The sequence below is a fragment of the Gordonia aichiensis genome (assembly GCF_039946255.1).
Taxonomy (GTDB): domain Bacteria; phylum Actinomycetota; class Actinomycetes; order Mycobacteriales; family Mycobacteriaceae; genus Gordonia; species Gordonia aichiensis_A.
This window is the reverse complement of record NZ_JBCDWL010000010.1, coordinates 12,435-38,707: the sequence shown is the minus strand read 5'-3', so window position 1 is coordinate 38,707 and position 26,273 is coordinate 12,435. Positions and strand designations below refer to the sequence as shown.

At 68.6% G+C, this 26,273-nt stretch carries 26 protein-coding genes; 14 read left to right on the top strand and 12 right to left on the bottom strand.

Annotated elements, in window-relative coordinates:
• Window position 1: 1 nt before the first annotated feature.
• Window positions 2-781 (bottom strand): aquaporin Z, encoded by a 780-nt coding sequence (gene aqpZ, locus AAFO60_RS13010; RefSeq protein WP_347956632.1) that lies wholly within the window; start codon window positions 779-781, stop codon window positions 2-4.
• A gap of 95 nt (window positions 782-876) precedes the next feature.
• Window positions 877-1,290, bottom strand: a complete 414-nt coding sequence (locus AAFO60_RS13005) for a hypothetical protein (RefSeq protein ID WP_347956631.1) — start codon at window positions 1,288-1,290, stop codon at window positions 877-879.
• 116 nt (window positions 1,291-1,406) lie between these two features.
• On the opposite strand from AAFO60_RS13005, the gene AAFO60_RS13000 reads away from it, so the two are divergent.
• The 4 genes from AAFO60_RS13000 to AAFO60_RS12985 are packed head-to-tail and all read left to right on the top strand — an operon-like array spanning window position 1,407 to window position 5,023.
• Window positions 1,407-2,378: a pirin family protein gene (locus tag AAFO60_RS13000; protein ID WP_347956733.1), complete on the top strand. Its 972-nt coding sequence runs from the start codon at window positions 1,407-1,409 to the stop codon at window positions 2,376-2,378.
• A complete protein-coding gene (locus AAFO60_RS12995) occupies window positions 2,375-2,875 on the top strand; it encodes a MarR family winged helix-turn-helix transcriptional regulator (protein WP_347956630.1) in 501 nt (166 codons plus the stop codon). The genes AAFO60_RS13000 and AAFO60_RS12995 overlap by 4 nt, the downstream gene beginning before the upstream one ends.
• Window positions 2,872-3,630, top strand: coding sequence for a pirin family protein (locus tag AAFO60_RS12990; protein ID WP_347956629.1), 759 nt, complete (start codon window positions 2,872-2,874; stop codon window positions 3,628-3,630). The genes AAFO60_RS12995 and AAFO60_RS12990 overlap by 4 nt, the downstream gene beginning before the upstream one ends.
• A gap of 28 nt (window positions 3,631-3,658) precedes the next feature.
• Entirely contained in the window at window positions 3,659-5,023 is a 1,365-nt protein-coding gene (locus AAFO60_RS12985; protein ID WP_347956628.1) for a dipeptidase, read from the top strand.
• Between the two features lie 84 nt (window positions 5,024-5,107).
• On the opposite strand, the gene AAFO60_RS12980 is transcribed toward AAFO60_RS12985, so the two are convergent.
• From AAFO60_RS12980 to AAFO60_RS12965, 4 genes are all read right to left on the bottom strand, one after another.
• A complete protein-coding gene (locus AAFO60_RS12980) occupies window positions 5,108-5,989 on the bottom strand; it encodes a hypothetical protein (RefSeq protein WP_347956732.1) in 882 nt (293 codons plus the stop codon).
• Between the two features lie 139 nt (window positions 5,990-6,128).
• Complete coding sequence (locus AAFO60_RS12975; protein ID WP_347956627.1) at window positions 6,129-7,040, bottom strand: hypothetical protein; 912 nt, start codon at window positions 7,038-7,040, stop codon at window positions 6,129-6,131.
• A gap of 119 nt (window positions 7,041-7,159) precedes the next feature.
• Window positions 7,160-8,731 carry a serine/threonine-protein kinase gene (locus tag AAFO60_RS12970; RefSeq protein WP_347956626.1) on the bottom strand — a complete coding sequence of 524 codons (1,572 nt, stop codon included), beginning with the start codon at window positions 8,729-8,731 and terminating at the stop codon, window positions 7,160-7,162.
• A gap of 130 nt (window positions 8,732-8,861) precedes the next feature.
• On the bottom strand, window positions 8,862-9,554 hold the full coding sequence (locus AAFO60_RS12965) for a TetR family transcriptional regulator (protein WP_347956625.1): 693 nt from the start codon (window positions 9,552-9,554) through the stop codon (window positions 8,862-8,864).
• Between the two features lie 166 nt (window positions 9,555-9,720).
• Here AAFO60_RS12965 and AAFO60_RS12960 point away from each other — a divergent pair, with 166 nt between their 5' ends.
• The 6 genes from AAFO60_RS12960 to AAFO60_RS12935 all read left to right on the top strand — a co-directional run bounded on the left by AAFO60_RS12960 (window position 9,721) and on the right by AAFO60_RS12935 (window position 15,916).
• Complete coding sequence (locus AAFO60_RS12960; RefSeq protein WP_347956624.1) at window positions 9,721-10,797, top strand: ferredoxin reductase; 1,077 nt, start codon at window positions 9,721-9,723, stop codon at window positions 10,795-10,797.
• A gap of 2 nt (window positions 10,798-10,799) precedes the next feature.
• Window positions 10,800-11,957 carry a fatty acid desaturase family protein gene (locus AAFO60_RS12955; RefSeq protein ID WP_347956623.1) on the top strand — a complete coding sequence of 386 codons (1,158 nt, stop codon included), beginning with the start codon at window positions 10,800-10,802 and terminating at the stop codon, window positions 11,955-11,957.
• Between the two features lie 51 nt (window positions 11,958-12,008).
• Window positions 12,009-12,941, top strand: a complete 933-nt coding sequence (locus AAFO60_RS12950; protein ID WP_347956622.1) for an alpha/beta hydrolase — start codon at window positions 12,009-12,011, stop codon at window positions 12,939-12,941.
• A gap of 187 nt (window positions 12,942-13,128) precedes the next feature.
• The gene (locus AAFO60_RS12945) at window positions 13,129-13,407 is read left to right on the top strand and encodes a hypothetical protein (RefSeq protein WP_347956621.1); all 279 of its coding nucleotides are present in this window, start codon (window positions 13,129-13,131) and stop codon (window positions 13,405-13,407) included.
• A gap of 8 nt (window positions 13,408-13,415) precedes the next feature.
• Window positions 13,416-15,248 carry a DNA helicase RecQ gene (recQ, locus tag AAFO60_RS12940; protein WP_347956620.1) on the top strand — a complete coding sequence of 611 codons (1,833 nt, stop codon included), beginning with the start codon at window positions 13,416-13,418 and terminating at the stop codon, window positions 15,246-15,248.
• Between the two features lie 167 nt (window positions 15,249-15,415).
• Window positions 15,416-15,916: a DUF4395 domain-containing protein gene (locus tag AAFO60_RS12935; RefSeq protein WP_347956731.1), complete on the top strand. Its 501-nt coding sequence runs from the start codon at window positions 15,416-15,418 to the stop codon at window positions 15,914-15,916.
• A gap of 480 nt (window positions 15,917-16,396) precedes the next feature.
• Here the strand turns inward: AAFO60_RS12935 and AAFO60_RS12930 are convergent, their stop codons facing one another.
• From AAFO60_RS12930 to AAFO60_RS12910, 5 genes are all read right to left on the bottom strand, one after another.
• Complete coding sequence (locus tag AAFO60_RS12930; RefSeq protein ID WP_347956619.1) at window positions 16,397-17,353, bottom strand: Ppx/GppA phosphatase family protein; 957 nt, start codon at window positions 17,351-17,353, stop codon at window positions 16,397-16,399.
• The gene (locus AAFO60_RS12925; protein WP_347956618.1) at window positions 17,350-17,898 is read right to left on the bottom strand and encodes a DUF501 domain-containing protein; all 549 of its coding nucleotides are present in this window, start codon (window positions 17,896-17,898) and stop codon (window positions 17,350-17,352) included. The genes AAFO60_RS12930 and AAFO60_RS12925 overlap by 4 nt, the downstream gene beginning before the upstream one ends.
• 12 nt (window positions 17,899-17,910) lie before the next feature.
• Window positions 17,911-18,468 (bottom strand): FtsB family cell division protein, encoded by a 558-nt coding sequence (locus AAFO60_RS12920; RefSeq protein WP_347956617.1) that lies wholly within the window; start codon window positions 18,466-18,468, stop codon window positions 17,911-17,913.
• Window positions 18,469-18,661: 193 nt separating this feature from the next.
• Window positions 18,662-19,945, bottom strand: a complete 1,284-nt coding sequence (gene eno / locus AAFO60_RS12915) for a phosphopyruvate hydratase (RefSeq protein WP_347956616.1) — start codon at window positions 19,943-19,945, stop codon at window positions 18,662-18,664.
• 75 nt (window positions 19,946-20,020) lie between these two features.
• Complete coding sequence (locus tag AAFO60_RS12910; RefSeq protein WP_347956615.1) at window positions 20,021-20,782, bottom strand: lytic transglycosylase domain-containing protein; 762 nt, start codon at window positions 20,780-20,782, stop codon at window positions 20,021-20,023.
• A gap of 316 nt (window positions 20,783-21,098) precedes the next feature.
• Here AAFO60_RS12910 and efeU point away from each other — a divergent pair, with 316 nt between their 5' ends.
• The 4 genes from efeU to AAFO60_RS12890 all read left to right on the top strand — a co-directional run bounded on the left by efeU (window position 21,099) and on the right by AAFO60_RS12890 (window position 25,437).
• Window positions 21,099-21,986: an iron uptake transporter permease EfeU gene (efeU, locus tag AAFO60_RS12905; protein ID WP_347956614.1), complete on the top strand. Its 888-nt coding sequence runs from the start codon at window positions 21,099-21,101 to the stop codon at window positions 21,984-21,986.
• Between the two features lie 56 nt (window positions 21,987-22,042).
• Complete coding sequence (gene efeO / locus AAFO60_RS12900) at window positions 22,043-23,260, top strand: iron uptake system protein EfeO (RefSeq protein ID WP_347956613.1); 1,218 nt, start codon at window positions 22,043-22,045, stop codon at window positions 23,258-23,260.
• 13 nt (window positions 23,261-23,273) lie between these two features.
• Window positions 23,274-24,599 carry an iron uptake transporter deferrochelatase/peroxidase subunit gene (gene efeB, locus AAFO60_RS12895; RefSeq protein ID WP_347956612.1) on the top strand — a complete coding sequence of 442 codons (1,326 nt, stop codon included), beginning with the start codon at window positions 23,274-23,276 and terminating at the stop codon, window positions 24,597-24,599.
• 421 nt (window positions 24,600-25,020) lie between these two features.
• On the top strand, window positions 25,021-25,437 hold the full coding sequence (locus AAFO60_RS12890) for a TIGR02611 family protein (protein WP_347956611.1): 417 nt from the start codon (window positions 25,021-25,023) through the stop codon (window positions 25,435-25,437).
• Here the strand turns inward: AAFO60_RS12890 and AAFO60_RS12885 are convergent.
• Window positions 25,434-26,270, bottom strand: coding sequence for a GntR family transcriptional regulator (locus AAFO60_RS12885; RefSeq protein ID WP_347956610.1), 837 nt, complete (start codon window positions 26,268-26,270; stop codon window positions 25,434-25,436). The genes AAFO60_RS12890 and AAFO60_RS12885 overlap by 4 nt on opposite strands.
• Window positions 26,271-26,273 lie beyond the last annotated feature (3 nt).

Sequence of the window (26,273 nt, the reverse complement as noted above, 5' to 3'; positions counted from 1 at the left end):
CTCATTCTGCGGCACTCCTCGAGGCGAAGGCGAGCTTTCCGTTCTCGAACATCAGCGGATACAGCACGCCGCCGATCGCGCCGCCGATGAGGGGGAACACGAAGAACGCCCACAACTGCCCGGGGGCACCGTCGGCGTTGAAGAAGGCGACGCCCATCGATCGTGCCGGGTTGACCGATGTGTTCGAGATCGGAATCGAGATCAGGTGGATCAACGTCAACGACAGGCCGATCGCCAGGGGGCCGAACCCCTTCGGGGCGCGTCCGTCCGTGGCGCCGAGGATCACCACGATGAAGAAGGCCGTGAGGATGATCTCGGCGACGGCCACCGCCGCCAGCGAGTAGTGGCCGGGCGAATGCTCGCCGAAGCCGTTGGCGGCCATGCCTCCGGTGGATTCCCAGCCGGGTTTCCCGCCGGCGATCAGGTAGATCGCGGTGCCGCCGATCAGGCCGCCGACCAGTTGGGCGATCCAGTACCCGGGAACGTCTCGCCAGGGCAGCCGACCGCCCACGGCGGCACCGAGGGTGACGGCGGGGTTGAAGTGACCGCCGGAGATGTGACCGACGGCGTAGGCCATGGTGACCACGGTGAGACCGAAGGCGAGAGCGACGCCGAGGAAGCCGACGCCGACCTGGATCTGCATCACCTTTCCGTGGTCGCTGGTGGCATCGGCCACCTGCTTCGCCGCGAAGACCGCGGTGCCCGCGCCTCCGAAGACGAGCCAGAACGTGCCGAACAGTTCGGCGAGCCATTTTGCGGGATTGGACACGGTGTCAGTCATGAGTTCCCCTCGTCGTTTCGACTGATGAGGCGAACATTATGGGATGGATCACCGGGATATCCCGATTTTCGGATTGGTCGTGCGGTGTCGTTCGATCAGCCGAGACCGATGCGCGAGGCGAGCCCGCGGCCGACCGATTCGATCGTCTGTCCGGCGCTCTCGATCATGCCGATGGGTTTGAACGCCTGTTCGGCGACGCCGACGATGGTCTCGACGCGGCCGACGACCTTCTCCAACCGTGCAACGACCGTCGCCATGCGCCCGACCGTGTCGTCGACCTTGGCCAGGGTGGAGTTGAGCTCGTCGAGGGTGACGTTGAGTTTGGCGATGGTGGCGTCGAGCCCGTCGATCGTGTTGCCCATGGAACCCAGGACCGGCCCCACCTCGCCGAGGATGCCTTCGACCTGATCGACCGTCTGATCCGCGTTCAGCGCCGCCTGAGCCAGCTTGCGCAGACGCTGACGATCGCCGCCACGACTCGGGCGGTCGACGATCGGATTGATAGCCATGCCAGTGAGTATGACGGGTTCGGCGCCCGGAGGGAATCAAACTGGGCATGCCGACGTTTCAGATCTATGAAGTAGTTCAAATCTGAACTACTATGGTTCTCAACCAGGAGGTCACCATGCCCGCCGTCACCGCCGACACGCTCACCCTGCCCCGCATCTCGCTCCCCTCGGAGACCAGTACCGACCGCACCGTCACCGGCATCACCACCGGCCCCCGCGGATACGAGGGCGAGGGCTTCCCCGTCGTCCGCGCCTTCGCGGGCGTCCCGACCCAGCAGCTCGACCCGTTCGTCCACATGGACCAGATGGGCGAGGTCGAGTATCAGCCGGGCGAGCCGCGCGGCACCGACTGGCATCCTCATCGCGGCTTCGAGACCGTCACCTACATCATCGACGGCCGCTTCCAGCACCAGGATTCGGCGGGCGGCGGCGGTCTGATCGAGAACGGCGCCACCCAGTGGATGACCGCGGGCTCGGGCATTCTGCACATCGAGACCCCGCCGGCCGAGCTCGTCGAATCCGGCGGCACCTTCCACGGCATCCAGCTGTGGGTCAATCTGCCTGCGTCCGACAAGTTCCTCACCCCGCGCTACCAGAACCTCGAGGGCGGCCAGGTCGAGCTGATCGCCTCGGCCGACGGCGGCTCGCTGGTCCGGATCATCGCGGGCGAGATCGACGGCCACACCGGCCCCGGCGCCACGCACACCCCGATCACCTTCGCGCACGCGACCATCGCGCCAGGCGCGCAGTTGTCGACGCCGTGGCGCGCCGACTTCAACGCGCTGGTCTACGTGCTGTCGGGCCGCGGCCGGGTGGGCGCCGAGCAGCGACCGATTCACCAGGGCCAGCTGGCCGTTCTCGGGGCGGGCGACGCGATCACCGTCTCGGCCGACGCCGGTCAGGACTCCAACCGTCCCGCACTCGAGGTACTGCTGCTCGGCGGCAAGCCGCTGCGCGAGCCGGTCGCCCAGTACGGCCCGTTCGTGATGAACACCCGACAGCAGCTCATCGAGGCGATGGAGGACTACCAGTCCGGTAGGTTCGGGACCATCCCGGCGGACGCGCTGATGCCACACGTCGTCCGATGACGACCGCCGCCAAGCGGGCCGCGTGGCGGCTGTTCATCGAGAACTCGGCGCGCCTGCAGACCGAACTCGACCGCCGCCTGCGCGCCGAGGGCATGTGCCTGGCCGACTATCACGTGCTGCTGTCGCTGCACGAAGCCCCGGGGCGCCGGCTGCGGATGAACGAGATCAGCCGTCGGATGATCTTCGCCGCCTCGCGGCTCACCTACCAGGTCGACGTACTGCGCCGTCGCGGCTGGGTGCGCCGCGAGACCGCCGCCGAGGACCGACGCGGAAGCTACGCGGTTCTCACCGACGAGGGCGAGGCGGCGTTTCAGAAGGCCGCGGCCGCCCACGGCGACGACGTCGACGAGCTGTTCTTCGCCGCCGTCTCCGACGACGACGCCGCCGCGCTGGCCGACATCATGGTGCGGGTCGGCCGGCGGCTCGGCGTCGACGGCACCCGCGACGAAGCCGCACCCGCGCACCCCGCACCCAGGGAACGGAGCCAGACCCCATGATCGCGACCCTCATCCCCGCCGCCGACCGCCACTTCTGGGCCAATGAATGGCTCACCTCGCGGCAGTCGTTCCCCGGGACCGGAAACTTCGACATCTTCGCCAATGCGCACGGCGTGCTGGCCATGCACAACGACGACACCGTCGAGGCGGGCGAGGGGCTCGACTCGCACCATCACCAGAACATGGAGATCGTCACCTGGGTGGTGGCGGGGTCGGTGGCCCACCGCGATTCCCGCGGACACACCGAGGTCCTCCCGGCGGGCACCGCGGGCGCGATGACCGCGGGCAGCGGCATCGTCCACAGCGAGCGCAATGCCGCCGACCGCGCCGGCGGGCAGCGCGCCCGCGTCGTCCAGATGTGGGTGCCGCCCCACCGCGACGGTCTGCCCCCGGCGCACAGCGCCCGCGACTTCACTGCGGCGCTGGCCTCCGGTGAACCGGTGGTGATCGCTTCCGGGCGGCCCGAGCACACAGGCACCGAGGCGCTGCCGATCGCGAATCGCTATGCGGCGCTGCATATCGCCCGGCCGCGCGCCGGCCAGAGCATCGTCCTGCCCGGCGCCCCGTTCGGGCACCTGTTCGCGGTGCTCGGGGAGGCCCTCGTCGACGTCGACGATCTCACCGCCGCGCCGCTGACCGAGGGCGACGCCCTTCGTCTGACCGACGCCGGCCCGGTGACCGTCACCGCCGTCACCGACACCGAGGTCGTCTACTGGGAGATGCACGCGGAGTTCGACGTCGCCCGCCCGGCGTGACCGGCGCGCGCGTGCCATCCTGGAGACCATGAGCCCCGTGGAACTGACACCGGACACCCTCTCCTCCCGCGTCGACGAGCTGATGGACCGTGCCCGCGCCGACCTCGCCGAGTTGGTCGCCTTCCCCTCCATCCACATCGACCACGACCGTGTTCCGGCGAGCCGGTCCAGCGCCGAATGGGTGGCCGCGGCGTTCACCGACCTCGGCTTCGACGCGGAGGTCATCATCACCTCCGACGGCTCCCCCGCCGTCGTCGGCCATCGCGCCGGACCGGAGGGCAGCCCCACCGTCGCGCTCTACAGCCATCACGACGTGCAGCCGGCCGGTGACGAGAACCTGTGGGACACCCCGCCGTTCGAGCTCGTGGAACGCGACGGTCGCTGGTACGGACGCGGCAGCGCCGACTGCAAGGGCAACATCGTCGCGCACCTGACCGCGCTGCGGGCCGTCGGCGACGAGCTCGCGTGCAACGTCCGCCTGATCATCGAGGGCTCCGAGGAGGCAGGCGGCGAGGGGCTGGACGAACTGGTCCGCACCCGCCCCGAGCTCTTCGACGCCGACCTCATCCTCATCGGCGACACCGGCAACATCGCCGTCGGCATCCCGACCCTGACGACCAGCCTGCGCGGGGTGGTGAATGTGAAGGTCACCGTCTCGGCGCTGGCCAACGGCGTCCACTCCGGCGGTGCGGGCGGCCCGGCGCCCGACGCGATGGCGGCGTTGATCGCCGGTCTCGCCTCGCTGCGCAACGACCGCGGCGACACCACGATCGAAGGTCTGCGCGCCGACCAGAAGTGGGAGGGATTCGCGTTCACCGCCGAGCAGTTCCAGGAGACCGTCGGCGCGCTGCCGGGCACCGAGGTGCTGGGCAGCGGCAGCCCCGCCGACATGGCGTGGTCGCGCCCGGCGGTCACCGTGATCGGCGTCGACGCGCCAAGCACCGCCGACTGCGCGGCCGCCATCATGCCGAGCGCCGCGGCGATGCTGAACCTGCGCGTGCCGCCGGGCACCGATCCCCGCGAAGCGTACGAGCTCCTGGTCGCGCACCTGCGCAAGCACATCCCGTGGGGCTGCCACGTGGAGTTCGAGCCCGACGCCTTCGGCGGCCCCTTCTCCGCCGACCCGTCCGGACCGGCGTACCAGCAGCTCATCGATGCCATGTCGACCGCCTACGCGGGGCTTCCGGTTCAGTTCTCAGGTCAGGGCGGGTCGATTCCGCTGTGCACCGTGCTGGCCGAGACGGTGCCGCACGCCGAGATCGCGCTGCTCGGCGTCGAGGAGCCGCTGTGCGCCATCCACGCCCCCAACGAGAGCGTCGACCCCGGCGAACTGCGCCGGACCGCTCTCACCGAGGCCATCCTGCTCAGCTCGATGCGCAGAGTCTCCGAGTAGCCGCCCGCACTACCAACGCGTATGGCCGGAGGTCGGGGACGACACGCCGCGTCCGACGGCGTGTCGGTGGTGGAAATGCGAGGGTCAGATCTGCGGGACCGCGAGCGTCGGCGTGCATCGTCCGGCGGGCAGGTGCGCCAGGTTCCGCTGGACCCAGTCGCCAACGCGGGTGAGCATGGCGGCGCCGTCGGTGAGCGAGCCGCTGGCCGGCAGCGCCACCAGGCTCACCCCGACGGTGCCGCGTGCGGCGGTCACCACGGCCAGTTGTCGGACCACATATTTGCCGGTCCGATCCGACACCGGACCCCAGCCGCCCTTGACCGCGGTCGACACGCCGCGCTTTCCGGCGGCCAACCCCCACTTCTGGTTCGGACCCACCTCGGCCATGTTGGCCACCACGCGGTCCGCGCCGGGCAGGCACGGAAGATTGGCGGCGAAGACCGACTGGTCGGTGGTCGCCCAGCGGGTGGCGCCGGGAAAACTCGCGGGCCGGTTGAGTTCCGACGAGATCTGGGTGCGGTGATCGCCGCCCTCGCGCAGGACGGCACCGACGGCGTCGACCGCCTGGCGGGTGTCGCCCAGCGTCGCCCAGATCGCTTCGGCGGCGTCGTTGTCGGAGTCGCGAATCGACTTGGCCTCCATCGTGGGCAGGCCTTCGACGGCGGCGCGTTCGGCCGCGACGGCGACCGGCGCCTTCAGCGTCGACCAGGCCCGGGCCGTTCGGACCGTCCCGAAGAAGGCCGGTTCGCCCGAGCCGGTGGCCGTGATGGCCACTCCCACCCGGCCGGGGACGGACTTCGTGAGGTCTGCCGTCAGCCTGGCGAAGCTCTTGCCGAGGTCGATCGGCGGCGGCGGAAGCAGCGCCTCCAGCCCGGGGACCCGAGGGAGCACGTTGGGCAGCAGGGGCGGCGCCGCCTGGGCGATGCCCCCACCCGTCACGGTCATCGCGACCGCCACCGCCACCATCGCGGACACACGCCTTAAACGCAACAACAACACCTCACACAACTCTGACAACTTCAGTCACAGTAGTGACGGTCGGGTGCGCCCGCCATGCGCGTGGCACAGCCGAGACGTCGGCGTTGCCCAGCCGTTATCGGTCAGGCTAACGACAACGACCGGCGGGAAGCGCCGAGAGATGCTGCGCCAGCCAGCGCCCGACTGCGCTGAGCACCGCGGCCCCGGGTTCCATCGAGCCCGCCGCAGTCTGAGTGCTCATCGCCACCCCGACCTGTCGGCCGTCCTTCCGGGTCAGCAGGCCGAGCTGGCGCACCAGGTAGCCACCGGTCTCGCTCGGCCCCCAGCCGCCCTTGACCGCGGTCGCACGAGACTCGATCGCCTTCAGACCCCACTGCTGATTACCGGCGACCTGGCCCATCAGGGAGATCACGTGGTCGGTGCCGCCCAGGCACGGCAGGTCGGCGGCGAAGGTCGCCGCATCACCGAGAGCCCACGTGGTCTGACCGAAGATCGAGAACTCGGGGCGCAAGCGGTGCGACGGCACGGTGGAGGTCTTGTCGCCGCCCTCCCGCAGCACCCTGGTCACAGCGGCCGCCGCCTGGTCGGGCGTCCCCAACGACGACCACAACTGCTCGGCCGCAGCATTGTCGGAGTCGATGATCGCATTCGCCTCGGCATCACTGGGACCGTTCCGACGCGCGGCCGCGATCGCCAGGGGCACCTTGATCGTCGACCACGCCACGCGCGGCGTCTGGTCACCGAACACGGCCACCGGGCCACCGCCCACCGGCACCAGCGCGAGCCCCACCGGCGCCGACAGGGTTCGGCTCAGTTCCTCGAAACTCGCGGCCAGCGCACCGGCAGAGGCCGTGGTACGCGGCTCCGACGCCTGCGACGTCGCCGCAGGCACCCCCGCGGTCTCGGTCACGATCACGGTCGCGACACCGGCCTGCAGGGTCGGCGAGCCGCAGGCCGCCAGCGTCCCCGCGCACAGTGCGGCGACCCCCACCGCGACGGTCCGCCGCACCCGCATCGACCGTCCTGAAGCTCGTCTCACCGCAACCCTTCCCCACTCCGCATCGGCTCCATGCCACTGCGCCATATCTCGTTCATTCGCCCGATCTCGTTCCTGCGCCGCGTCTGTGTCATTCGTTCGCCGCGACCGTGCGGGCCGGCTCAGAAGATGACGACGACCGCGTTGTTGCCGCCCCGGCACACCACGACGCCCGATTCCGGATTGCAGTTCATCGAATAACTCATCCCGGTGACCGGGCTGCTCGCGACGACGGTTCGCGCCTGCCTGTCGGGGCTCGCCGACAGATATGCGGACCGCACGTTGTACGCGAACTCGCAACTGGTGACACTGGAGGCGACACCGACCTCGGCGCTGCAGTTCACCGTTCCCGGCGGCGGTGTCGCAGTCGTGGGCTGCGGTTCAACGGTGGTCGTCAGCGTGGTCGTCGACGACGGCGCCGCCACCGACCCCGATCCGCTCGAGTCGCGGAACCCGAACCAGTACACGGCCATGCCGATCAGCGCCAAGACCAGCAGTCCGATCAGCGCCCCCAGAACCACCTGCAGCGCCCGCCCCTCGCGCTCCTGCGGCGGGTAGCTCGGCACACCGAAGTCAGCGCCCGGCGGCGCGTAGTAGGGCGGAGGAGGCGCCTGGTGCGGACCGGAGTACCCCGGGACGCCGGCATAATTCTGCGGGCCCGAGTAGTTCTGCGGACCCGGGTAGTTCTGCGGGCCCGGGTAGTTCTGCGGGCCCGACTGACCCTGTGGGCCCGGGTATGCCGCGGCGGGCGGCATCTGCCCGATCATCGTCGGGTCGTATCCACCCGAGCCCGTCGGCATGCTCGTCGTCGGAACGGTCGTCGGCATGCTCGTCGTCGGCACCGAGTCGCCACCCGGCCAGTGCCCGGCGAGCGCGGCCCGGGCCGCGGAAGCGAGCTCGCCCGCCGAGGCGAACCGCACCCCCGGATCCTTGGCGAGTCCGCGCACCACCACCGCGTCCAACTGCGCAGACACCGCCGGAGCCATCGCTCGCGGCGACGGGACCTCGTTCATCACCGTCGCGCGCACCACCTGGCTAACGGTGGCTCCGGGGAAGGGCTGCGTGCCGGTGAGCATCTCGTACAGCACCGCAGCCAGCGAGTACACGTCGGAGGTCAGAGCGCTGGGCGCCCCGTCGAACTGCTCGGGCGCCATGTAGGTCAGCGACCCGATCGCAGTGCCGGCCTGGGTCAGTCGGGTGTCGGCGGCCTGGTGGGCGATGCCGAAATCGACGAGATACGCGAAGTCGGAGTTCGTCACCAGAACGTTCTCCGGTTTGACGTCGCGGTGCACCAGGCCGACCGCGTGCGCTGCGTCGAGCGCGGCGGCCAACTGTGCGGTCAGCGCGACGGCGTCGGCCGGTGGCATCGGGCCGGTGCGCCGCAGTCGTGAGCGCAGGTCTTCGCCCTCGACCAGCCGCATGTCGAGGTAGAGGATGCCGTCGATCTCACCGAAGTCGTGAATCGGGATGATGTGCGGCTCGCCGAGGCGCGCCACCGCCTGCGCCTCCCGCCGAAACCGCTCCTCGTAGGTCGCATCACCGGTGAATCGCTCGTGCAAGAGCTTGAGCGCGACCTCGCGATCGCGCACGGTGTCGAACGCACGGTACACCTCGCCCATACCGCCGTGTCCGAGGAGCGCATCGAGCCGATAGGGGCCGAACTGCGTGCCGACTCGCGATTCCTGCTGTGCCATGGGGACGATCTTCCCTTATCCCCCCCTGACATCGGTGCGGCGGCGCCGTCCCGACACCGCGCCGTGCCACCCGTTCGAATGACGAATCACGAAGACCGGACAGACACCGACGGGCGCCTGCGCCAGGTCGTCAGGACGTGGGCTTCCACTGATTCATGCCGAGGAAGACCATCACCAGCTGCCGCTCGGCGCGGTCGACGAGCGCACGCTCGGTCGCTTCTCTCCCATCGCCGTCGAGGAGTTCGGCGACCGTGGTCATCATGATCGTGACGATCAGATCGGCCGCGACCTCCAGATCCTCGGGCCCCCACTCCGCGAGCGCCGGCACGCGCGCCAGGTCGATCGCCAGTTCTCGCGAGAAGAGCCGAAGTTCGGTTCCGATCGCACGCCGGACCTCGGCGACGCCGCCGTGCTGCTCGCGGATGAGGAAGCGGAACTTGGACTCGTCGGCGTGCACCTTCTTGAGAAGTGTCGACAACGAGTCGCGGGCCGTCGGCATCCCGCGGCCGGCGAGGTCGCGCCGAGCCTCCCGCAGCGCGCCCCGCAGGACGCGCATCGCGTCCTCCACGAGGGTGACGCCGAGGTCCTCCATCGAGGCGAAGTGCCGATAGAAGGCGGTGGGCACGATCCCGGCGCCGCGCGCGACTTCACGCAGGCTGATGCTGCCGAAAGAACGGTCGTCCACCAAGTCGATCGTGGCGTCGAGCAGCGCCTGACGGGTCTGCTCCTTCTTCTCCGCACGACTGCCACCGGCCTCGGCGCGAGGCCGCTTGGAGCGCGCTCGGCGCGCCGTCGCGCCTGGTGAGTCGGGTGAGGATGCCACCGCACCAGTCTAGGCCGTGCCGAACAACGGCCGATCCGGCGACCGCCCCGCGACCGTGACCGCGAACACACGTGTGCAGCCTTGACACCGGTAGGGCGGTCCATGTCATTGTTGTTTGTGTACAAGCGTTCACTGAAATGCATTCACCGGATCGAGGAGTCACCCGATGGCCAATCGAATCGCCCACCTCGTTGAGAGCATCGTCGAGGCGACTGCCACGCCCTACCCCGTCGACCGCTACCTGGAACTGATCGACCCGATGATCACGTGGCGCACCACGCGCGCCAAGGTCATCGACGTCCGGCTCCAGACCGACCGTTCCGTCACCCTCACCCTCCGCCCCACCCGCCAGTGGAAAGGCCATTCGGCAGGCCAGTATGTCGAGGTCAGCACCGTCATCGACGGCGTCCGGCACCGACGCTTCTTCTCGCCCGCCAATGCCGACGCGCACACCGACGCCCTGGAGCTGACGGTGACCGCCCACGACGACGGGTTCGTCTCCCAGCACCTGCGCCGGAACGCCCGGCCCGGGATGGTCCTCGGCCTGGGCGCCCCAGCCGGAGTCTTCACACTGCCCGGCGACCGACCCGAGCACGTGGTCTTCCTGAGCGGCGGTAGTGGGATTACACCTGTCCTCTCAATGTTGAGAACACTGATCGAGGAGGGATCCCAGAAGCGTGCGACCTTCATCCACTACGCGCGCACCCCCGACGACGTTCCGTATCGCGCCGAACTGGACGCGATCGATCGGACGCTCCCCCACGTCGACGTGCAGTTTCACTACACCCGCACCGACGAACCCGAGCACTTCGAGCCGGCCCACCTCGACGGCATCGCCGATGCCGACGGTGCACAGGTGTTCCTGTGCGGCCCACCCGCGCTGATGACCGCCGTCCGCGACTACGCCGACCAGCGCGGCCTGGCCGATCGACTCCATGCCGAGGCGTTCACCATCGACACCGCACCGGTCGTCGACCCGGACCAGCCCGTCACCGGAGAGGTCTCGTTCACGAAGGCCGCAGTCGCCGCCGCGAACGACGGTCGAACGCTGCTCGAGCAGGCCGAATCCGCGGGCCTGAACCCGGAGTTCGGCTGCCGCATGGGCATCTGCTTCTCCTGCACCAAGGTCCGCAAGAGCGGATGCACCCGCAACATCCTGACCGGCGAGCTCGACTCCGAGCCCGATCAGCACATCCAGATCTGTGTCAACGCCCCCGTGGGCGACGTCGAAATCGAGGTTTGATCATGGCCGTCAACATCACCGACTACTTCCGCACCGAGCCGACCCGCGAGATCACCCTGAGCTACGAACAGGTGGAGCAACTCGGGCGCGACCTGGACGACCTGCGCGCACGGACCGTCGCCACCCTCGGCCAAGCCGACCGCGACTACCTCTACTCGATCATCCGCACCCAGCGAAGGCTCGAGTTCGCCGGCCGGGCGATGATGTTCGTCCCGTTCCTGCCGCCGGTCTGGCTGGCCGGCGTCGGCGCTCTCGGCGTCGCCAAGATCCTCGACAACATGGAGATCGGCCACAACGTCATGCACGGCCAGTACGACTGGATGCGTGAGGACACCTACAACTCGCGCGAGTTCGACTGGGACACCGTCTGCCCCGGCGAGCAGTGGAAGCACAGCCACAACTACCTGCACCACACCTTCACCAACATCGTCGGCGAAGACCGCGACATCGGCTACGGCATCCTCCGGATGGCGCGCGACCAGAAATGGAATCCGTACTTCCTCGGCAACCTCGGCTATGCGACCGCGCTGATGCTGCTGTTCGAGTGGGGCGTCATGCTTCACGATCTGGAAGCCGAGAACCTGCTCGCGGGTCGTCGCAAATGGACCGACGTCAAGGGGCTGGTCAAGGGCATGTGGCGCAAGGCCCGCAAGCAGGTGGCCAAGGACTACCTGATCTGGCCCGCCCTGACTGGACCGTTCTTCGTCACCACCCTCATCGGCAACGCCGGCGCCAACCTGATCCGCAACGTGTGGGCGTACTCGATCATCTTCTGCGGCCACTTCCCCTCCGGCGCACAGACCTTCACCGCGCAGGAGTGCCAGAACGAGACCAAGGGCCAGTGGTACCTGCGCCAGATGCTGGGCAGCGCCAACATCGAGGGCGGCGAGCTGTTCCACATCATGAGCGGCAACCTGTCCCACCAGATCGAGCACCACTTGTTCCCCGACGTGCCGGCGAACCGATACCCGCAGATGGCCGTGGAGGTCCGGGAGATCTGCGAACGCTACGGACTGCCCTACAACACCGGCAGCCTCCGTCGCCAGCTCGGTTCCACATGGCTCAAGATCGCCAAGCTCTCGCTGCCGAACGCCATGACGCGCGACGACAACGACGTCGTCGTCAACATCGAACGCTCGGCGGACGCCGGCGCCGCCTGAGCGGGCCCGTCTCCCACCCGCGAGCACTCCGGCCACGCTACCGTCGGCTCCATGGCACTGACTGAGATCTCCTTCCCCTCGCACAACGGCCGCGACACCATTCACGGATGGATCTACCGGCCCACCGTCCCCGCGCGTGCCGTGGTCCAGGTGATCCACGGACTCGGCGAACACTCCCGGCGCTATCTGCGCCTGATCGCCCGACTCCTCGACGCCGGCTTCGTGGTGGTGGCCGACGACCACGCCGGCCACGGCAAGACCGCCATGGTCTCGGGCATCTGGGCCGACTCCGGCGACGAGGGCGCTGCCACGGCGGTCGCCGACGAGCGGACGCTGTGGGAGACCGCACGAGCCGAGTACCCGGACCTGCCGTACCTCGTCTTCGGGCACTCGTGGGGATCGATGATCGCCCGACCGTTGGTCGCCGAGATCGGCGACGACATCGCCGGCGTCATCCTGTGCGGGATCGCCGCCCAGATGCACGGACTCGAGTCGGGCGTCGACCGCGCGGCACTGGCCGCCGAACCCGACCGAGCCGCGCCGGCCGCGTCGTCGTATGTGGAGGCGCTGTTCGACGGCTTCGTCTCCCGCTACGACGACGTCGCGGGCCCGACCGACTGGGTGGCACGCGACCGCGACGTGGTGCGCGACCACGCCGCTGATCCGTTCAACAACTTCGGCGCACCGATGAGCGTGCGGTTCCTGCAGGGGTTCATCGACCTGTACGACGACGCCAACGCCGACGACTGGTACCGAAGGGTCCGCAGCGACCTGCCGGTCTTGATTCTGGCAGGCGACCAGGATCCGGTCACCAACTACGGTGAGGGCGCCTATCACGTGGCGAACAAGCTGGTCGCCACCGGACATCGTGATGTGCGGACCCGCGTGTACACCGGCTTTCGTCACGAGGTCCACAATGAGCCGGAGATCCGCGACGAGGTGGCGGACGAGATCATCGCGTTCGTCGACCGGGTCTCGGCCTGACAGGAGCGTGGAGCCAGAGACTGAAACGTCCCCGTGACGATGACTGTCGGACAAATGGTCCGGCAGTCGGGCTCACGGGGACGTTTCCGTCAGCAATCCGGAGAATGGCGCACGCCCTCGACTCCCCGAGGCGGCCCGTGCCTACCATGGGTGGGGTCGCGCCGGGCGGCATCAGGAGGGCTGAGTCATGGTCGGACGGACCGAACGCACCAAGGATCTGATCCAGGACGTCGTCGAGAACACCGCGCACCGGGTCGGGAACATCGCATCGATCATCACCACCGCGGTGGCCGACGTCGCGCGCGAGGTCGGCGATCTGGTGACCGACGGCTTCGAGATGCGCGAGGCCGCCCGGAACGCGCGCAACGACACCGCACCCGCGCCCAAGCCGAAGTCGCCGCCGGAGGAGCTCGATTCGCTCAACGGATACGACGACGAGGGCGACGACGACTCCGAGGACGACTGACCGCCGCCGTGCCTGATCAATACCGAGTACTCCAAGACGTCTTCGGCTACGACTCCTTCCGCGGCGACCAGGAACAGATCGTCTCGCACGTCGTCGCGGGCGGGGACGCCGTCGTCCTGATGCCGACCGGCGGCGGCAAGAGCCTGTGCTACCAGGTGCCTGCCCTCGTCCGCGACGGATGCGCCGTCGTGGTCTCCCCGCTGATCGCGCTGATGGCCGACCAGGTCGGGGCCCTGCGGCAGCTGGGGGTGCGCGCGGCGTTTCTGAACTCGACCCAGTTCCCCGAGGATCGAGCGGAAGTCGAGCGCGCATACCTGGCGGGCGAACTGGATCTGATCTACATCGCCCCCGAACGACTCAGCCAGCGCGGCACCCGTGAGTTCCTCTCACGCGGAGAGCTGTCGTTGATCGCGATCGACGAGGCGCACTGCGTGTCGCAGTGGGGCCACGACTTCCGGCCCGACTATCTCGCGCTCGGCGAGCTCGCCGAGCTCTGGCCCGACGTTCCGCGCATCGCGCTGACCGCCACCGCGACCAAACGCACCCACGCAGAGCTGACCTCGCGGCTCCATCTGGAGAATGCGCGGCACTTCGTCTCGAGCTTCGACCGACCCAACATCACCTACCGGATCGAACCGAAGGCCAAGGTCAAGGACCAGCTGCTCGAGTTCATCCGCACCGAAGGCGTGGTGGACGGCGAGCAGGCCACCGGCATCGTCTACGCGCTCAGCCGCAAGAGTGTGGAGGAGTTGGCCGCATTCCTGCGCGCCAACGGGATCAATGCGGTCGCCTATCACGCGGGCCTGGACCGGCGCGTCCGCGAAGACACCCTGCACCGCTTTCTGCGCGAAGACGGCATCGTGGTGGTCGCGACAATCGCTTTCGGGATGGGGATCGACAAGCCCGACGTGCGGTTCGTCGCGCACGCGGATCTGCCCAAGAGCATCGAAGGCTACTACCAGGAGACCGGCCGCGCCGGCCGCGACGGGCTGCCGTCGGTGGCGTGGATGGCCTACGGTCTGGCCGATGTGATGAATCAGCGTCGGTTCATCGACCAGTCCGACGGCGACGCCGCGCACCGCCGCGTCCAGTCCCAGTTGCTCGACGCCATGCTCGCACTGTGTGAGACCCCCGGATGCCGTCGGCAGCAGTTGCTGCAGTACTTCGACCAGCACATCGAACCGTGCGGCAACTGCGACACCTGCCTGAATCCGCCCGCCACGTGGGACGGCACCGTGCCCGCGCAGAAGCTGCTGTCGACGATCGTGCGCCTCGACCGTGAGTTCAACCATTCCGCTTATGGCGCAGGGCATCTCATCGATATTCTGCGCGGCTCCGACAACGCTCGGATCCGGCAGTTGGGCCACGGTTCGCTGACCACCTACGGGATCGGCACCGAGCTCGACGCCGGCGGGTGGCGCAGCGTGGTCCGCCAGCTGGTGGCGCTGGGCATCATCGTCCCGCACGGCGAGTACGGTGTCCTGCGGGCCACCGAGAAGGCCGGCCCGGTCCTGCGCGGAGAGAGCACCGTGATGCTGCGCGAGGATGCGAAGGCGCCGGCCCGGGCGCGCAAGGCTGCCCGCGGCGTGTCCGCGGCACCGGACCTGTCCGAGCAGGACCGCGGTCTGTTCGAGGTGCTTCGCCGGTGGCGCACGGCGGTCGCGAAGGAGGCCGAGCTTCCCGCCTACACCGTCTTGAGCAACAAGACGCTCGAGGAGTTGGCGCACGTGAAGCCGACCAACCGCGACGAATTGCTCGCGATCAACGGCATCGGCCAGAACAAGCTGGACAAGTACGGCGATCAGGTGTTGGAGATCCTCGCCGATTTCGAATCGGCGTGAGATCCGGCTGCGGATCCCCGGCGACGCCGAGCAGCGCAGCAACCCGGTTTTCCCTCACCGTGACGTAAACCCTTGGCGAGTCGCCTGACCTGCCATACCGTGAACCGTCATCGCTAGAAGGAGTGCCCGTGACCAACTCTGATGTCTTCACCCAGGTCGACTCGTCCATCACCGTTCCCGACGCCCCGACGTGGCATCGCGGAGTATTCGACTTCCCGAATCCGGTGAACGATTACGCGGCACGGTCCACCGCCGGACTGGTCATCGCACTGGCGATCGCGTCGATCGCCGTCGACCAGCCCTGGTTGTACGGCATCCTCGCTCTGGGGTTCGCCCTCCGGGTGGCCGGCGGTCCGCGGTACTCCCCCTTCGGCCGTCTCGCCGTCCACGTCATCGTGCCGAAGGTGTGGCAGAAGTCCAAGGTCGTGCCCGGTCCGCCGAAGCGCTTCGCACAGACCATCGGCCTGGTCTTCTCCGGCACCGCCTTCGCGCTGTCGCTGGCCGGTCTCGGCCTGGCCGCCCAGATCGTCGTCGGTCTGCTGATCGTCGCCGCGTTCCTGGAGTTCGTGTTCGGCCTGTGCCTCGGCTGCGTCGGCTTCGGCCTGCTCCAGCGTGCGGGGATCATCCCCGAGAGCGTCTGCGAGTCGTGCAACAACTTCGGTCGGTAGTCGTCGCCCGGGTCTCGATACACTCGCTCACTCCGTTCGCGGACTACTCGACCACCCTGAGAACGCACCGGAGCGCGCCAGGCCTCACCCCGGACAACGCACCGAAGCCCCTTAGGCTGGTCGAGTAAGCGACCGAAGCGAAGCGCACGACGCGCATCGAGACCACCGCACCAGGCCTCGATACACCCCTGACAACGGTACCCAGGCCCCTTTAGGCTGGTCGAGTAAGCGACCGAAGCGAAGCGCAGGACGCGCATCGAGACCGCCGCACCAGGTCTCGATACACTCGCTCACTCCGTTCGCGGGCTACTCGACCACCCTGAAAGCGCACCGGAGCGCGCCAGGCCTCAACCCACCGTGACAACGCACCCAGGCCCCTTCAGGCTGGCCTAGTGAGCGACCGAAGCTCCTTTAAGGCTGGTCGAGTAAGCGACCGAAGCGAAGCGCAGGACGCGCATCGAGACCACCCCGACAACGCCCTCAGACCAGGCCGAGCGCGATACCGTCCAGGATGTCGTGCTCGGACACGACCATTCCGGTGATCCCGGCGCGGTCGGCGAACTGACGGGCCAACTCGCGCGTCACCAGCGCACCGCCGCCGATCACATCGGCGCGCCCGGGATGCATCGGGCCCAACGCCAGACGTTCCTCGCGGGTCATCGCCGCAATGCGGCCGCACAGCACATGCAGATCGGCCAGGGAGATCCGCGAATGGTGGATCACCTCCGGGTCGTACTCCGACAGTCCCGCATGCACGGCGGCGAAAGTAGTCAGCGTCCCCGCCACGCCCACCCACGTGCGAGCCAGCGAAACGTCAACCGCATCAAAGGCTTTCGCGAGCTCGTCGGCGGCGATGCGTTCCGCGCGGAAGACCTCGTCCGCGGTCGGCGGATCGGACGGCAGTGCGCGCTCGGTCAGACGCACACAACCGATGTCGGCCGAGTACGCGCCCACCACGAACGCTTCACCGCGCGACACCGACCCCACCACGACCTCGGTGCTGCCGCCGCCCAGATCGGTGACGACGAACGGACCGTCGGCCGGGTCGAGGCCGCCGACGGCGCCGCGGAACGACAACCGCGCCTCCTCGTCACCCGAGATCACCTCGGCGATCGCGCCGGGCACGACCTTCCCCAGCAGCTCGGCGGTCATCGCGAAGAACTCATCGCGGTTGCTCGCATCGCGCGTCGCCGACGTCGCGACCATCCGCACCCGTTCGACGCCGGCCGCGAGCATCCGATCCACATACCCCGCCAGCGCCACCCGGGTCCGTTCGATCGCCTCGTCGGCGAACTGCCCGGTCGCGTCCACACCCTGCCCCAGGCGGACGACGATCATGTCTCGCTCGACGTCGGTCAGGACCCCGTCCGCGTCGATGTCGGCGATCAGCAGGCGAATCGAGTTGGTGCCGCAGTCGACGGCGCCGACGCGAGTCATCCCTGATCCTCGGCGGAATCGGCGCCGCGAACAGCCCCGTCCGCAGCCGACAGCGGCCACTCGGCGGGCACCGCGATGCCGCGCAGCTTCTCCACGTCGGCCAGCAGCGCGACGGCCTCGTCGCCCAGCGGATTCACCCCGGGCCCCTTGGCGAGCGAATGAGCCACCAACACGTGCAGGCACTTCACCCGATCGGGCATGCCGCCGCCGGCGAAATCGGTGCCGAGCGACTCGATCGCGTCACGCTCTGCCAGATAGCTCTCGTAGGCGGCGCGATAGGCCGCGGCCAGCTCGGTGTCCGACGCCAGCCGCGCCGTCATCTCACGCATCACCCCGCCCGACTCCAACCGGCTGCACGCGCCGGTCAGCCGCTGATCGGTCAGGTAATACAGGGTCGGGAACGGCGTGCCGTCGGGCAGCCGCGGCGCGGTCTTCACCACCGCGGGCTGACCGTCGGGGGTGCGATAGCTGATCTCCAGCACGCCCCGCGGCTCCCGGCCCAACTGCTTCGCGACCGCCTGCAGGTCCGCTTCCGCAATACTCACTTCTGACAAGCCTCAGCCCTTCGGCGGTGTCGACACCGCATCCATCAAATTCTCGTACCACGGCGTCGCCGCACGCTGACGCTCCGCGGCCTGCTCCGCCTGCCGAGCCTGGCCCGCGGGATCGACGATCACCACCGCCTTGTCGCCCGGCATCACATACTGCAGCCGTGCGCGCGCTTCGTTCTCGATGTACGCCGGATCGCTCTGCTGCGCCAGCCGACTCCGGTACTCCCGCGTCTGCTGAATCAGCTCGGCATTCGACTGCTGCAGCTGGCTGAACTCCTTGCGCTGCGCGATATACGTGCGCACCGGCACCGCGAGCGTCAACATCAGGAAGATCACGATCCCGACGATCGCCCCGACCGTCGTCACGCTCACCCCCCGGCGATGCGCGAACAACGCCAACCGACTCGGCGGCGCCGACAGATCACCGGACGCCTGCGCCCGACCGCCGGCGGGTGGTCGGCGCCGACGGCCACCGACGTGCGACGACGACCCGCCGCCCGCGTCGTCCCGACGCTCCCGCGCCGACGCACGCGGCGGCTCGGCCACCGACGACTCCGCAGACACGCGCGACCGGGTACGCCGCTGATCCGGCCGCGACCGGCCCGACGAGCCCGCCCGCCGATCGCCCCGACTCCGAGACGACCGGCGACGACCGCCGTCGCCCCCGCTCGCCTCACTCCCGGCGCCCGTTTGATGGGGCCCGCTCGCTTCACTCCCGGCGCCCCCGGCCACGCTGCCTGCCATGCCCTCTAGCTAATCACGCACCGAACGAAAAGCGCGGGAACGCCAGGTCACCGGCGTAGCGTGCCGCATCGCCCAGACCCTCTTCGATGCGGAGCAGCTGGTTGTACTTGGCGACGCGCTCGCTGCGGGCCGGTGCACCCGTCTTGATCTGACCCGAGCTGCACGCGACCGCCAGATCGGCGATGGTGGTGTCCTCGGTCTCGCCCGAGCGGTGGCTCATCATCGTCTTGTAGCCGCTGTTGTGCGCCAGCGCGACGGCGTCCAGGGTCTCGGTCAGGGTGCCGATCTGGTTGACCTTCACCAGCAGCGCATTGGCGATGCCCTTGCTGATGCCCTCTTCCAGACGCTCCGGGTTGGTGACGAACAGGTCGTCGCCCACCAGCTGCACCTTGTCGCCGATGGCCTCGGTGAGCGCGGCCCAACCGGTCCAGTCGTCCTCGCCCAGGCCGTCCTCGATCGACACGATCGGGTAGTCGGCGACCAGCTTCTCGTAGAACTTGATCATCTCGTCGGCCGAATGCGGCTTGCCCTGGAACTGGTAGGCGCCGTCACGGTAGAACTCGGTCGACGCCGAGTCGAGGGCGATCACGACGTCGCTGCCGAACTTGTATCCGGCGCTCTCGACGGCCTTGGCGATCAGATCGATGGCCGACTCGGTGTTCGGCAGGTCGGGGGCGAAACCGCCCTCGTCGCCCAGCGCGGTGCTCAGGCCCTGCTTGTGCAGCTCGGCCTTGAGGGCGTGGTAGACCTCGGCGCCCCAACGAAGCGACTCGGCGAACGTGTCCGCACCGGTCGGCGCGATCATGAACTCCTGGAAGTCGATGCCGTTGTCGGCGTGCGCGCCGCCGTTGATGATGTTCATCATCGGGACCGGCAGGATGTGCGCGTTCGGTCCGCCGACGTAGCGGAACAGCGGCAGACCGGCCGACTCGGCCGCGGCCTTCGAGACCGCCAGCGAGACGCCCAGCAGCGCGTTGGCGCCCAAGCGCGACTTGTCCGGGGTGCCGTCCAGGTCGACCAGGGTCTGGTCGAGGACCCGCTGATCGTCGGCCTCGATACCGATGACCTCCGGCGCGATGTCGCCGAGAACCGCCTCGACGGCCTTCTTCACGCCCTTGCCCAAGTAGCGGTCGCCGCCGTCGCGCAGCTCGACGGCCTCGTGCTCACCGGTCGACGCGCCCGACGGCACCGCCGCCCGCGAGAACGTGCCGTCGTCCAGGACCACCTCGACCTCGACGGTCGGGTTGCCGCGGGAGTCGAGGATCTCGCGCGCGCCTACCTGCTCGATGATTGCCACTTGTCAGCCCCAATTCGATGTCGTCGGGTCGGCGGAGCGCTCCGCCGACGAGTACTGGTCCAGGATAAACGCAGATCAGTAACGGATGTTCACGGAGTATGCGTTCGCATAGTTGCGCACCTCGAGAACGTAGGCGGTGTGGTTGTTGTAGGCGTGAACGGCCCTCTCCCAGCCCTGCGGCGTGGTCATGTCGCCGCCCGACGAGACGCACAGATAGCGTGCCGCCGACAGCGCCGCGTCGTCGATGTTGTCGGGGTCGGCCACCCCGTCGCCGTTGGCGTCGACCCCGAATCGCTTCCAGGTCTCGGGAATGAACTGGAACGGTCCCATTGCGCGGTCGTACTTTGTGTCGCCGTCGAGTTTGCCGCCGTCGGTGTCGAGGATCTCGCGATTGCCGTTGGTGCCGTCGAGTTGCGGACCGCGGATCCGCGGTCGGACGTCGCCGTTGGGCGCGACGCTCGCACCACCGTGCCTGCCGTGCTTGGTCTCCACGGCCGCGATCCCGGCGAGCGTGGTCCATCCGATTCCGCACTCGGGATGCTGCTGCCGCTGGATCTCGGCGGCGTTGCCGTACGCCTCCAGGGAGGTCAGCGGAATGGCGGTCGCCTCGGAGATCGGTTCGGCCCACGCCCGCATCTTGTCGGCCGTGCGACCCGGCGCGTTCACGTCGATGTACGGCTGCTGCACGCCCATGCCCGGTGGCAGCCCGTCCGGGATGTCGGGACGCTCCCACGGGAGGCGGATGCTGCACGAGGAGACGGTGACCGCCACCGCCAGCGCGACCGGCGCGATCCGCCACCCGCGTCGCAGCGCCGTCGAACTCCCTGATCGGGACACACTCTCCCCATTTCCCCATGCAGAACCGATTTCGGCCCATGGCGTTCGCCGTCCGGGCCGCGCAAAAGCGTCCCACATCATCTGGTCAACTCCGAAACGGGCGCGCGGGTTCCCGGCGTCGCCCCGAATGTGATGTGCGACAGGCCTACGAGGCGGTGGGCCCTTGGCCCCCAGCCGCTGACTCCCTTTGCACTCTTCGTACGAAATGTCGATGCGGCAGTCAAATCCGATTAGGACAGGCTCACCCAACGTGCGTTATTCTGACCCGGTTATCCGGCTGCCAGGATCGTCGGAGGCGCAGACGGAAGGGACCTCGATGACGACGTTCATCGCGCAAGACGCACCGTCGGTGGTGACCCAGATGGTCGGCAGCGGGCTGATCGGCATCCGCGAGGGATTCGAAGCCGGGATCGTCGTGATGGTGCTGGTGGCCTTCGCCGTCAAATCCGGACGCCGCGATTCGCTCAAGTGGATCTGGCTGGGCGTGGCCGCCGCCCTCACCATGATGATCGGCACCTTCCTGATCATCCAGTTCGGGTCGTCGACCATCTCGTCGCTGGCCGCCGAACTGCTCGCGGGCCTCGCCTCGTTGGTCGCCGTCGCGATCGTCACGTTCATGGTCCTGTGGATGCGCAAGGCCGCCGCGCACATCTCCGGCGACCTGAAGTCCGGGCTCACCGATGCGATGGCCGTCGGCGGCGCCGCCGTGTTCGGTCTGGCCTTCCTCGCCGTCGGACGCGAGGGCTTCGAGACCGCGCTGCTGATGGTCGGCTACGCCGAGAGCGTCTCCGGCGGGGTGTGGCCGCTGATCGGGTTGCTGCTGGGCATGGTCGTCGCCGTGATCTTGACCTGGCTGCTCTACAAGGGCGCCATCGCCATCGACTTCGGCAAGTTCTTCACCTACACCGGCATCTTCCTGATCGTCGTCGCCGCGGGCATCCTCGCCTACGGCGTCCGGGCGCTGCAGGTGTACGGATGGCTGCCCGGCCTGCACGCCGTCGCCTTCGACATCTCGTCCTGGTACGACCAGAGCGCCTGGTACGGCGTCATCGCCTCGGGAATCTTCAACTTCCGGCCCGAGCCGACGGTGCTGCAGGTGATCGCCTGGGTCGGGTACGTGGTGATCGTCGGCGGACTGTTCATCCTCCGCGGCCGCTCGGTCGCGCCCAAACCCGCCGAACCCGCTCTCGAAGACGTCGCGTAAGCGGCTCGCTCCTCCGCGCCGGCCCCGCCGCGCCATCACCTCCCGAAAGGAAAATCATGGCCAAGCTCTCCCCTGCTCTGCGCACCGCCGTCGTACTCGGCGCCGTCGTGGCGACCCCGCTGGCGCTGGCCGCCTGCGAGGCCAAGTCGAGCAGTGACGGCGCCGTCACCGTCACCTCCACCGACGATGCCTGCGAACTGTCGAGCACGTCGCTGCAGACCGGACAGGTGAACTTCGAGGTCACCAACTCCGGCAGCAAGGTGACCGAGTTCTACGTGTACGGCCAGAACAATCGGGTGCTGGCCGAAGTGGAGAACATCGGCCCCGGACTCAAGGGCAAGCTCGGTGTGGAGTTCGCCGAACCGGGCACCTACACCGTCGCCTGCAAGCCGGGCATGGTCGGTGCGGGCATCCGCAAAGACGTGACCGTGAGCGGCGAGACGAAGGAGAAGAGTCAGGCCCCGGCCGACGTCGAGGCCGCCAAGGAGCGCTACCTGGAGTACGTGCGCGGACAGCTCAACGGCCTGGTCGCGCAGACCGAGACCTTCGTCGGCGAGGTGAAGGCCGGCAATCTCGATGCCGCGCGCAACCAGTTCGGCCTGGTCCGCACCTTCTACGAGCGCGTGGAGCCGGTCGCCGAATCGTTCCCCGACCTCGATCCCAAGATCGACATGCGCTGGGACGACACCGAGGACGGGAAGGTCGACTTCACCGGCTTCCACCGGATCGAGCGCTACCTGTTCCCGCCGCAGCCCGCCGAGGTCGGCGAAGGCGAGGGCAAGGTGGCACCGGCCGATGCCGCGAACGCCAAGACCGCCGACACCAAGGAGAAGATCGCCCCGATCGCCGACCAGCTGCTGACCGACGTCAAGGCGCTGCGCGACGAGGTGTCGGCGCCGGGCTTCGAGTTCGAGACGCAGATGTTCGTCCACGGTCCGCAGGCGCTGATCGACGAGATCGCCAAGACCAAGGTCGGCGGCGAAGAGGACCGCTACAGCCACTCCGACCTGTGGGACATCGCCGCCAACATCGACGGCTCGGAGACCCTGATCGCCGAACTGCAGCCGATCATCACCGCCAAGAACCCGAAGCTGATGGACAAGATCACCGAGCAGTTCGCCGGCGTGCGGTCGTTCCTCGAACAGTTCCGCGAGGGCGACGGCTACGTCTCCTACGACAAGGTGACCCCCGAGCAGCGCAAGGAACTGTCCGGCAAGGTCGACGCCCTCTCGGCCACCCTGTCGCAGGTGCCGGGCCTGGTTCTGCAGAAGTGAGAGTGACCGTCGCATGAGTGATCGCGAAGTGACGCCCGACGGGGCCGTCGACCCCGGCAGGGGCGGATTGTCGCGCAGAACTGTCCTCGGGGCGGCCGGCGTCGGCATGGGTGTGGGCATCGCCGCCGGGCTGGCCGGCGGCGCCGCCCTCGGTGCGACCGTCGGCCGCGAGGACGAGCCGGACCGGATCGTCGCCTTCCGCGGCGAGCATCAGGCAGGCATCGTCACCGAGGCGCAGGACCGGCTTCACTTCGCGGCGTTCGACGTCATCACCGACTCGCGCGAGGCGCTGGTCGACATGCTCAAGAAGTGGACAGTCGCCGCCGAGCGGATGACGCGCGGGCAGGAGACCGAACCCGACGGCGCCCTCGGCCTGGGCGACTACCACCCGCCCGCCGACACCGGCGAGGCGCTGGGCCTGTCCCCGGCGCACCTGACGCTGACGATCGGTTTCGGACCGGGGCTGTTCGGGCCCAGCGCGTCGGACCCCAACCGGCCCGACCGGTTCGGCATCGCCGACCGCAAGCCGGCCGCGCTGGCCGACCTGCCGGCATTCGCGCAGGAGAAGATCGAGGCCTCGCGCTCGTACGGCGACATCTGTCTGCAGGCCTGCGCCGACGACCCGCAGGTGGCCGTGCACGCCATCCGCAACCTGGCGCGCATCGGCGTCGGCGTCGTGTCGGTGCGGTGGTCGCAACTCGGGTTCGGGCGCACGTCGTCGACGACGCGGTCGCAGGACACCCCGCGCAACATGTTCGGGTTCAAGGACGGCACCGCGAACATCCGCGCCGAGGACACCGACACCCTCGACAAATGGGTGTGGGTGGCGCCGGAGGACAATCCGCCGTCGGCCCAGTGGATGACCGGCGGCACCTACCTGGTCGCGCGCCGGATCCGCATGGACATCGAGCCGTGGGACCGCGCCAACCTGCTCGAGCAGGAGAACATCATCGGCCGGACCAAGGGGTCGGGCGCACCGCTGGGCAAAGACGGGGAGTTCGACGAGCCCGACTTCCAGATCACCTCGTACGGTGCGCCGATCATCCCGGCGACCTCCCATGTGCGGCTGGCACACCCCGATCAGAACGGCGGCGTGCAGATCCTGCGCCGCGGCTACAACTTCACCGACGGCTCCGACGGCTTCGGCCATCTGGACGCCGGCCTGTTCTTCATCGCCTTCAACCGCGACACCTTCAAGCAGTTCGTGCCGATCCAGCACCAGCTGTCGCGCAAGGACGCGATGACCGAGTATCTGATCCCGAACGGCTCGGCCAACTTCGCCGTCCCCCCAGGCGTCGAACCGGGCGAGTACTGGGGCCAGCGCCTGTTCGAGAAGTAGTCGGCCGAGCTCCCCGGGCCGGTCGAGTAAGGGCCCGGAGCGAAGCGCAGGACCTACCCAGGCTGGTCGAGTAAGCGCCCGGAGCGAAGCGAAGGACCTACCCAGGCTGGTCGAGTAAGCGACCGAAGCGAAGCGAAGGACGCGCATCGAGACCCCCGCACCAGGCCTCGATACGCCGCCTCGCTGCGCTCAGTGGCTACTCGACCACCCTGAAAAAGAGCCCAGCCCAGACGAACCCAGGCCAGTGTAGCGAACGAGCTACCCAGGCTGGTCGAGTAAGCGCCCGGAGCGAAGCGAAGGACCTTTCCCAGGATGGTCGAGTAAGCGACCGAAGCGAAGCGGAGGACGCGCATCGAGACCCCGCCCGCCCCTTCTGGCACCCTGGAAACACCCTGTCCGTCGACCGCTGAGGAACCCGCCCGTGACCGCGACCCTCGACCGATTGAAGGCGCTCGGCGCCCGCTATCACCGTGTTCGGCACACGCATCGGCTCGGGTGGGTGCTGCGGTACGTCACCATCGGCGTCGGTTTCCTGGTGACCCTCGTCGGCGCGATCACCATCCCCTATCCGGGACCGGGCTGGGCCATCGTCTTCCTCGGACTGCTGATCCTGTCGCAGGAGCTCGAGTGGGCCGCACGTCTGCGCAAGTGGGTGATGGCCCGACTCAACAGCTTCTACACCGATTACATCGACGGCAACCGCCTGGCGCAAGTCGCTCTCGGCGTCGGCACCTGCGCCATCGTGCTGGGCACGCTCTGGGTGACGGGGGCGGCGGGGCTCGTCGGCGGTTGGGTCGGGATCGACGCCGACTGGCTCCGATCGCCGCTCTCCGACTAAGGAGATCCGCCCTCGTCCGAGGCGAGTCGATCGACGGCGGTCAGTGTCACCATCTCCTCGTGCCCGACGGCGGCGGCATGCAGTCCGCGACCCGGTGATCGCATGGTGATGCGGACCCGGTCGGACCGGAACAGGTCGTGCGAATACTCGAACGGCTCACCGACGTCGTCGTAGGTGATGCGCTCGATGGACACCAATGGGAACCCCACGTCGACACCGAGCACCTGCGCCTCGTCATCAGTTGCGTTGACCACCTCGATGGTCTCCGCGGCCTCACCGATCCGCAGGTCGAACCGCTCCTCCAGCAACGAGTACAACGACCCGCCGAGCGGCAACTCCAACAAGCCTTGAAACCGCGATGAGGGAAACAGCGCGCGGTCCAACGACAGCGGTCGTCCGTCTGCCAGCCGAAGCCGCTGAATCTCGGCGACGAGATCGCTGCCTCGCAGCTTGAGCGCTGTGCGGGTCTCGTCGTCCGGCGACGCGAGCCGAGTCGACAGCACCCGGGTGCCCGCCGCGTAGCCCTGGCTGGCCAACGACGCCGGGAGCCCGATCACCTCGGCGGAGTCGCGTGCCACCTTAGGGTGGCCGACGAAGGTGCCGCCGCCGCGGCCGGCGACCCGTTCGACGAGTCCGGCCTCCTCGAGGCCGCCGAGTACCTGCCGCAGCGTCGAACGGCTCACACCGTACGCCTCGGCGAGGTCGCGTTCACCGCCGAGGCGGGTGCCCGGAGTGAGGATCCCGGAGCTGATCTCCGACACGATTCGCCGACGCAGGGTCTCGACAAGCGACGTCGACTCGCGCGTCCCGGTGCCCATCGACTCCGCTGACATCGA

Bases quoted from the DNA above. Each gene is read 5' to 3' on its own strand.
- aqpZ (WP_347956632.1), bottom strand. From the start codon at position 781: ATGACTGACACCGTGTCCAATCCCGCAAAATGGCTCGCCGAACTGTTC.
- AAFO60_RS13005 (WP_347956631.1), bottom strand. From the start codon at position 1,290: ATGGCTATCAATCCGATCGTCGACCGCCCGAGTCGTGGCGGCGATCGT.
- AAFO60_RS13000 (WP_347956733.1), top strand. From the start codon at position 1,407: ATGCCCGCCGTCACCGCCGACACGCTCACCCTGCCCCGCATCTCGCTC.
- AAFO60_RS12995 (WP_347956630.1), top strand. From the start codon at position 2,375: ATGACGACCGCCGCCAAGCGGGCCGCGTGGCGGCTGTTCATCGAGAAC.
- AAFO60_RS12990 (WP_347956629.1), top strand. From the start codon at position 2,872: ATGATCGCGACCCTCATCCCCGCCGCCGACCGCCACTTCTGGGCCAAT.
- AAFO60_RS12985 (WP_347956628.1), top strand. From the start codon at position 3,659: ATGAGCCCCGTGGAACTGACACCGGACACCCTCTCCTCCCGCGTCGAC.
- AAFO60_RS12980 (WP_347956732.1), bottom strand. From the start codon at position 5,989: ATGGTGGCGGTGGCGGTCGCGATGACCGTGACGGGTGGGGGCATCGCC.
- AAFO60_RS12970 (WP_347956626.1), bottom strand. From the start codon at position 8,731: ATGGCACAGCAGGAATCGCGAGTCGGCACGCAGTTCGGCCCCTATCGG.
- AAFO60_RS12960 (WP_347956624.1), top strand. From the start codon at position 9,721: ATGGCCAATCGAATCGCCCACCTCGTTGAGAGCATCGTCGAGGCGACT.
- AAFO60_RS12955 (WP_347956623.1), top strand. From the start codon at position 10,800: ATGGCCGTCAACATCACCGACTACTTCCGCACCGAGCCGACCCGCGAG.
- AAFO60_RS12950 (WP_347956622.1), top strand. From the start codon at position 12,009: ATGGCACTGACTGAGATCTCCTTCCCCTCGCACAACGGCCGCGACACC.
- AAFO60_RS12945 (WP_347956621.1), top strand. From the start codon at position 13,129: ATGGTCGGACGGACCGAACGCACCAAGGATCTGATCCAGGACGTCGTC.
- AAFO60_RS12930 (WP_347956619.1), bottom strand. From the start codon at position 17,353: ATGACTCGCGTCGGCGCCGTCGACTGCGGCACCAACTCGATTCGCCTG.
- efeU (WP_347956614.1), top strand. From the start codon at position 21,099: ATGACGACGTTCATCGCGCAAGACGCACCGTCGGTGGTGACCCAGATG.
- efeO (WP_347956613.1), top strand. From the start codon at position 22,043: ATGGCCAAGCTCTCCCCTGCTCTGCGCACCGCCGTCGTACTCGGCGCC.
- efeB (WP_347956612.1), top strand. From the start codon at position 23,274: ATGAGTGATCGCGAAGTGACGCCCGACGGGGCCGTCGACCCCGGCAGG.
- AAFO60_RS12885 (WP_347956610.1), bottom strand. From the start codon at position 26,270: ATGTCAGCGGAGTCGATGGGCACCGGGACGCGCGAGTCGACGTCGCTT.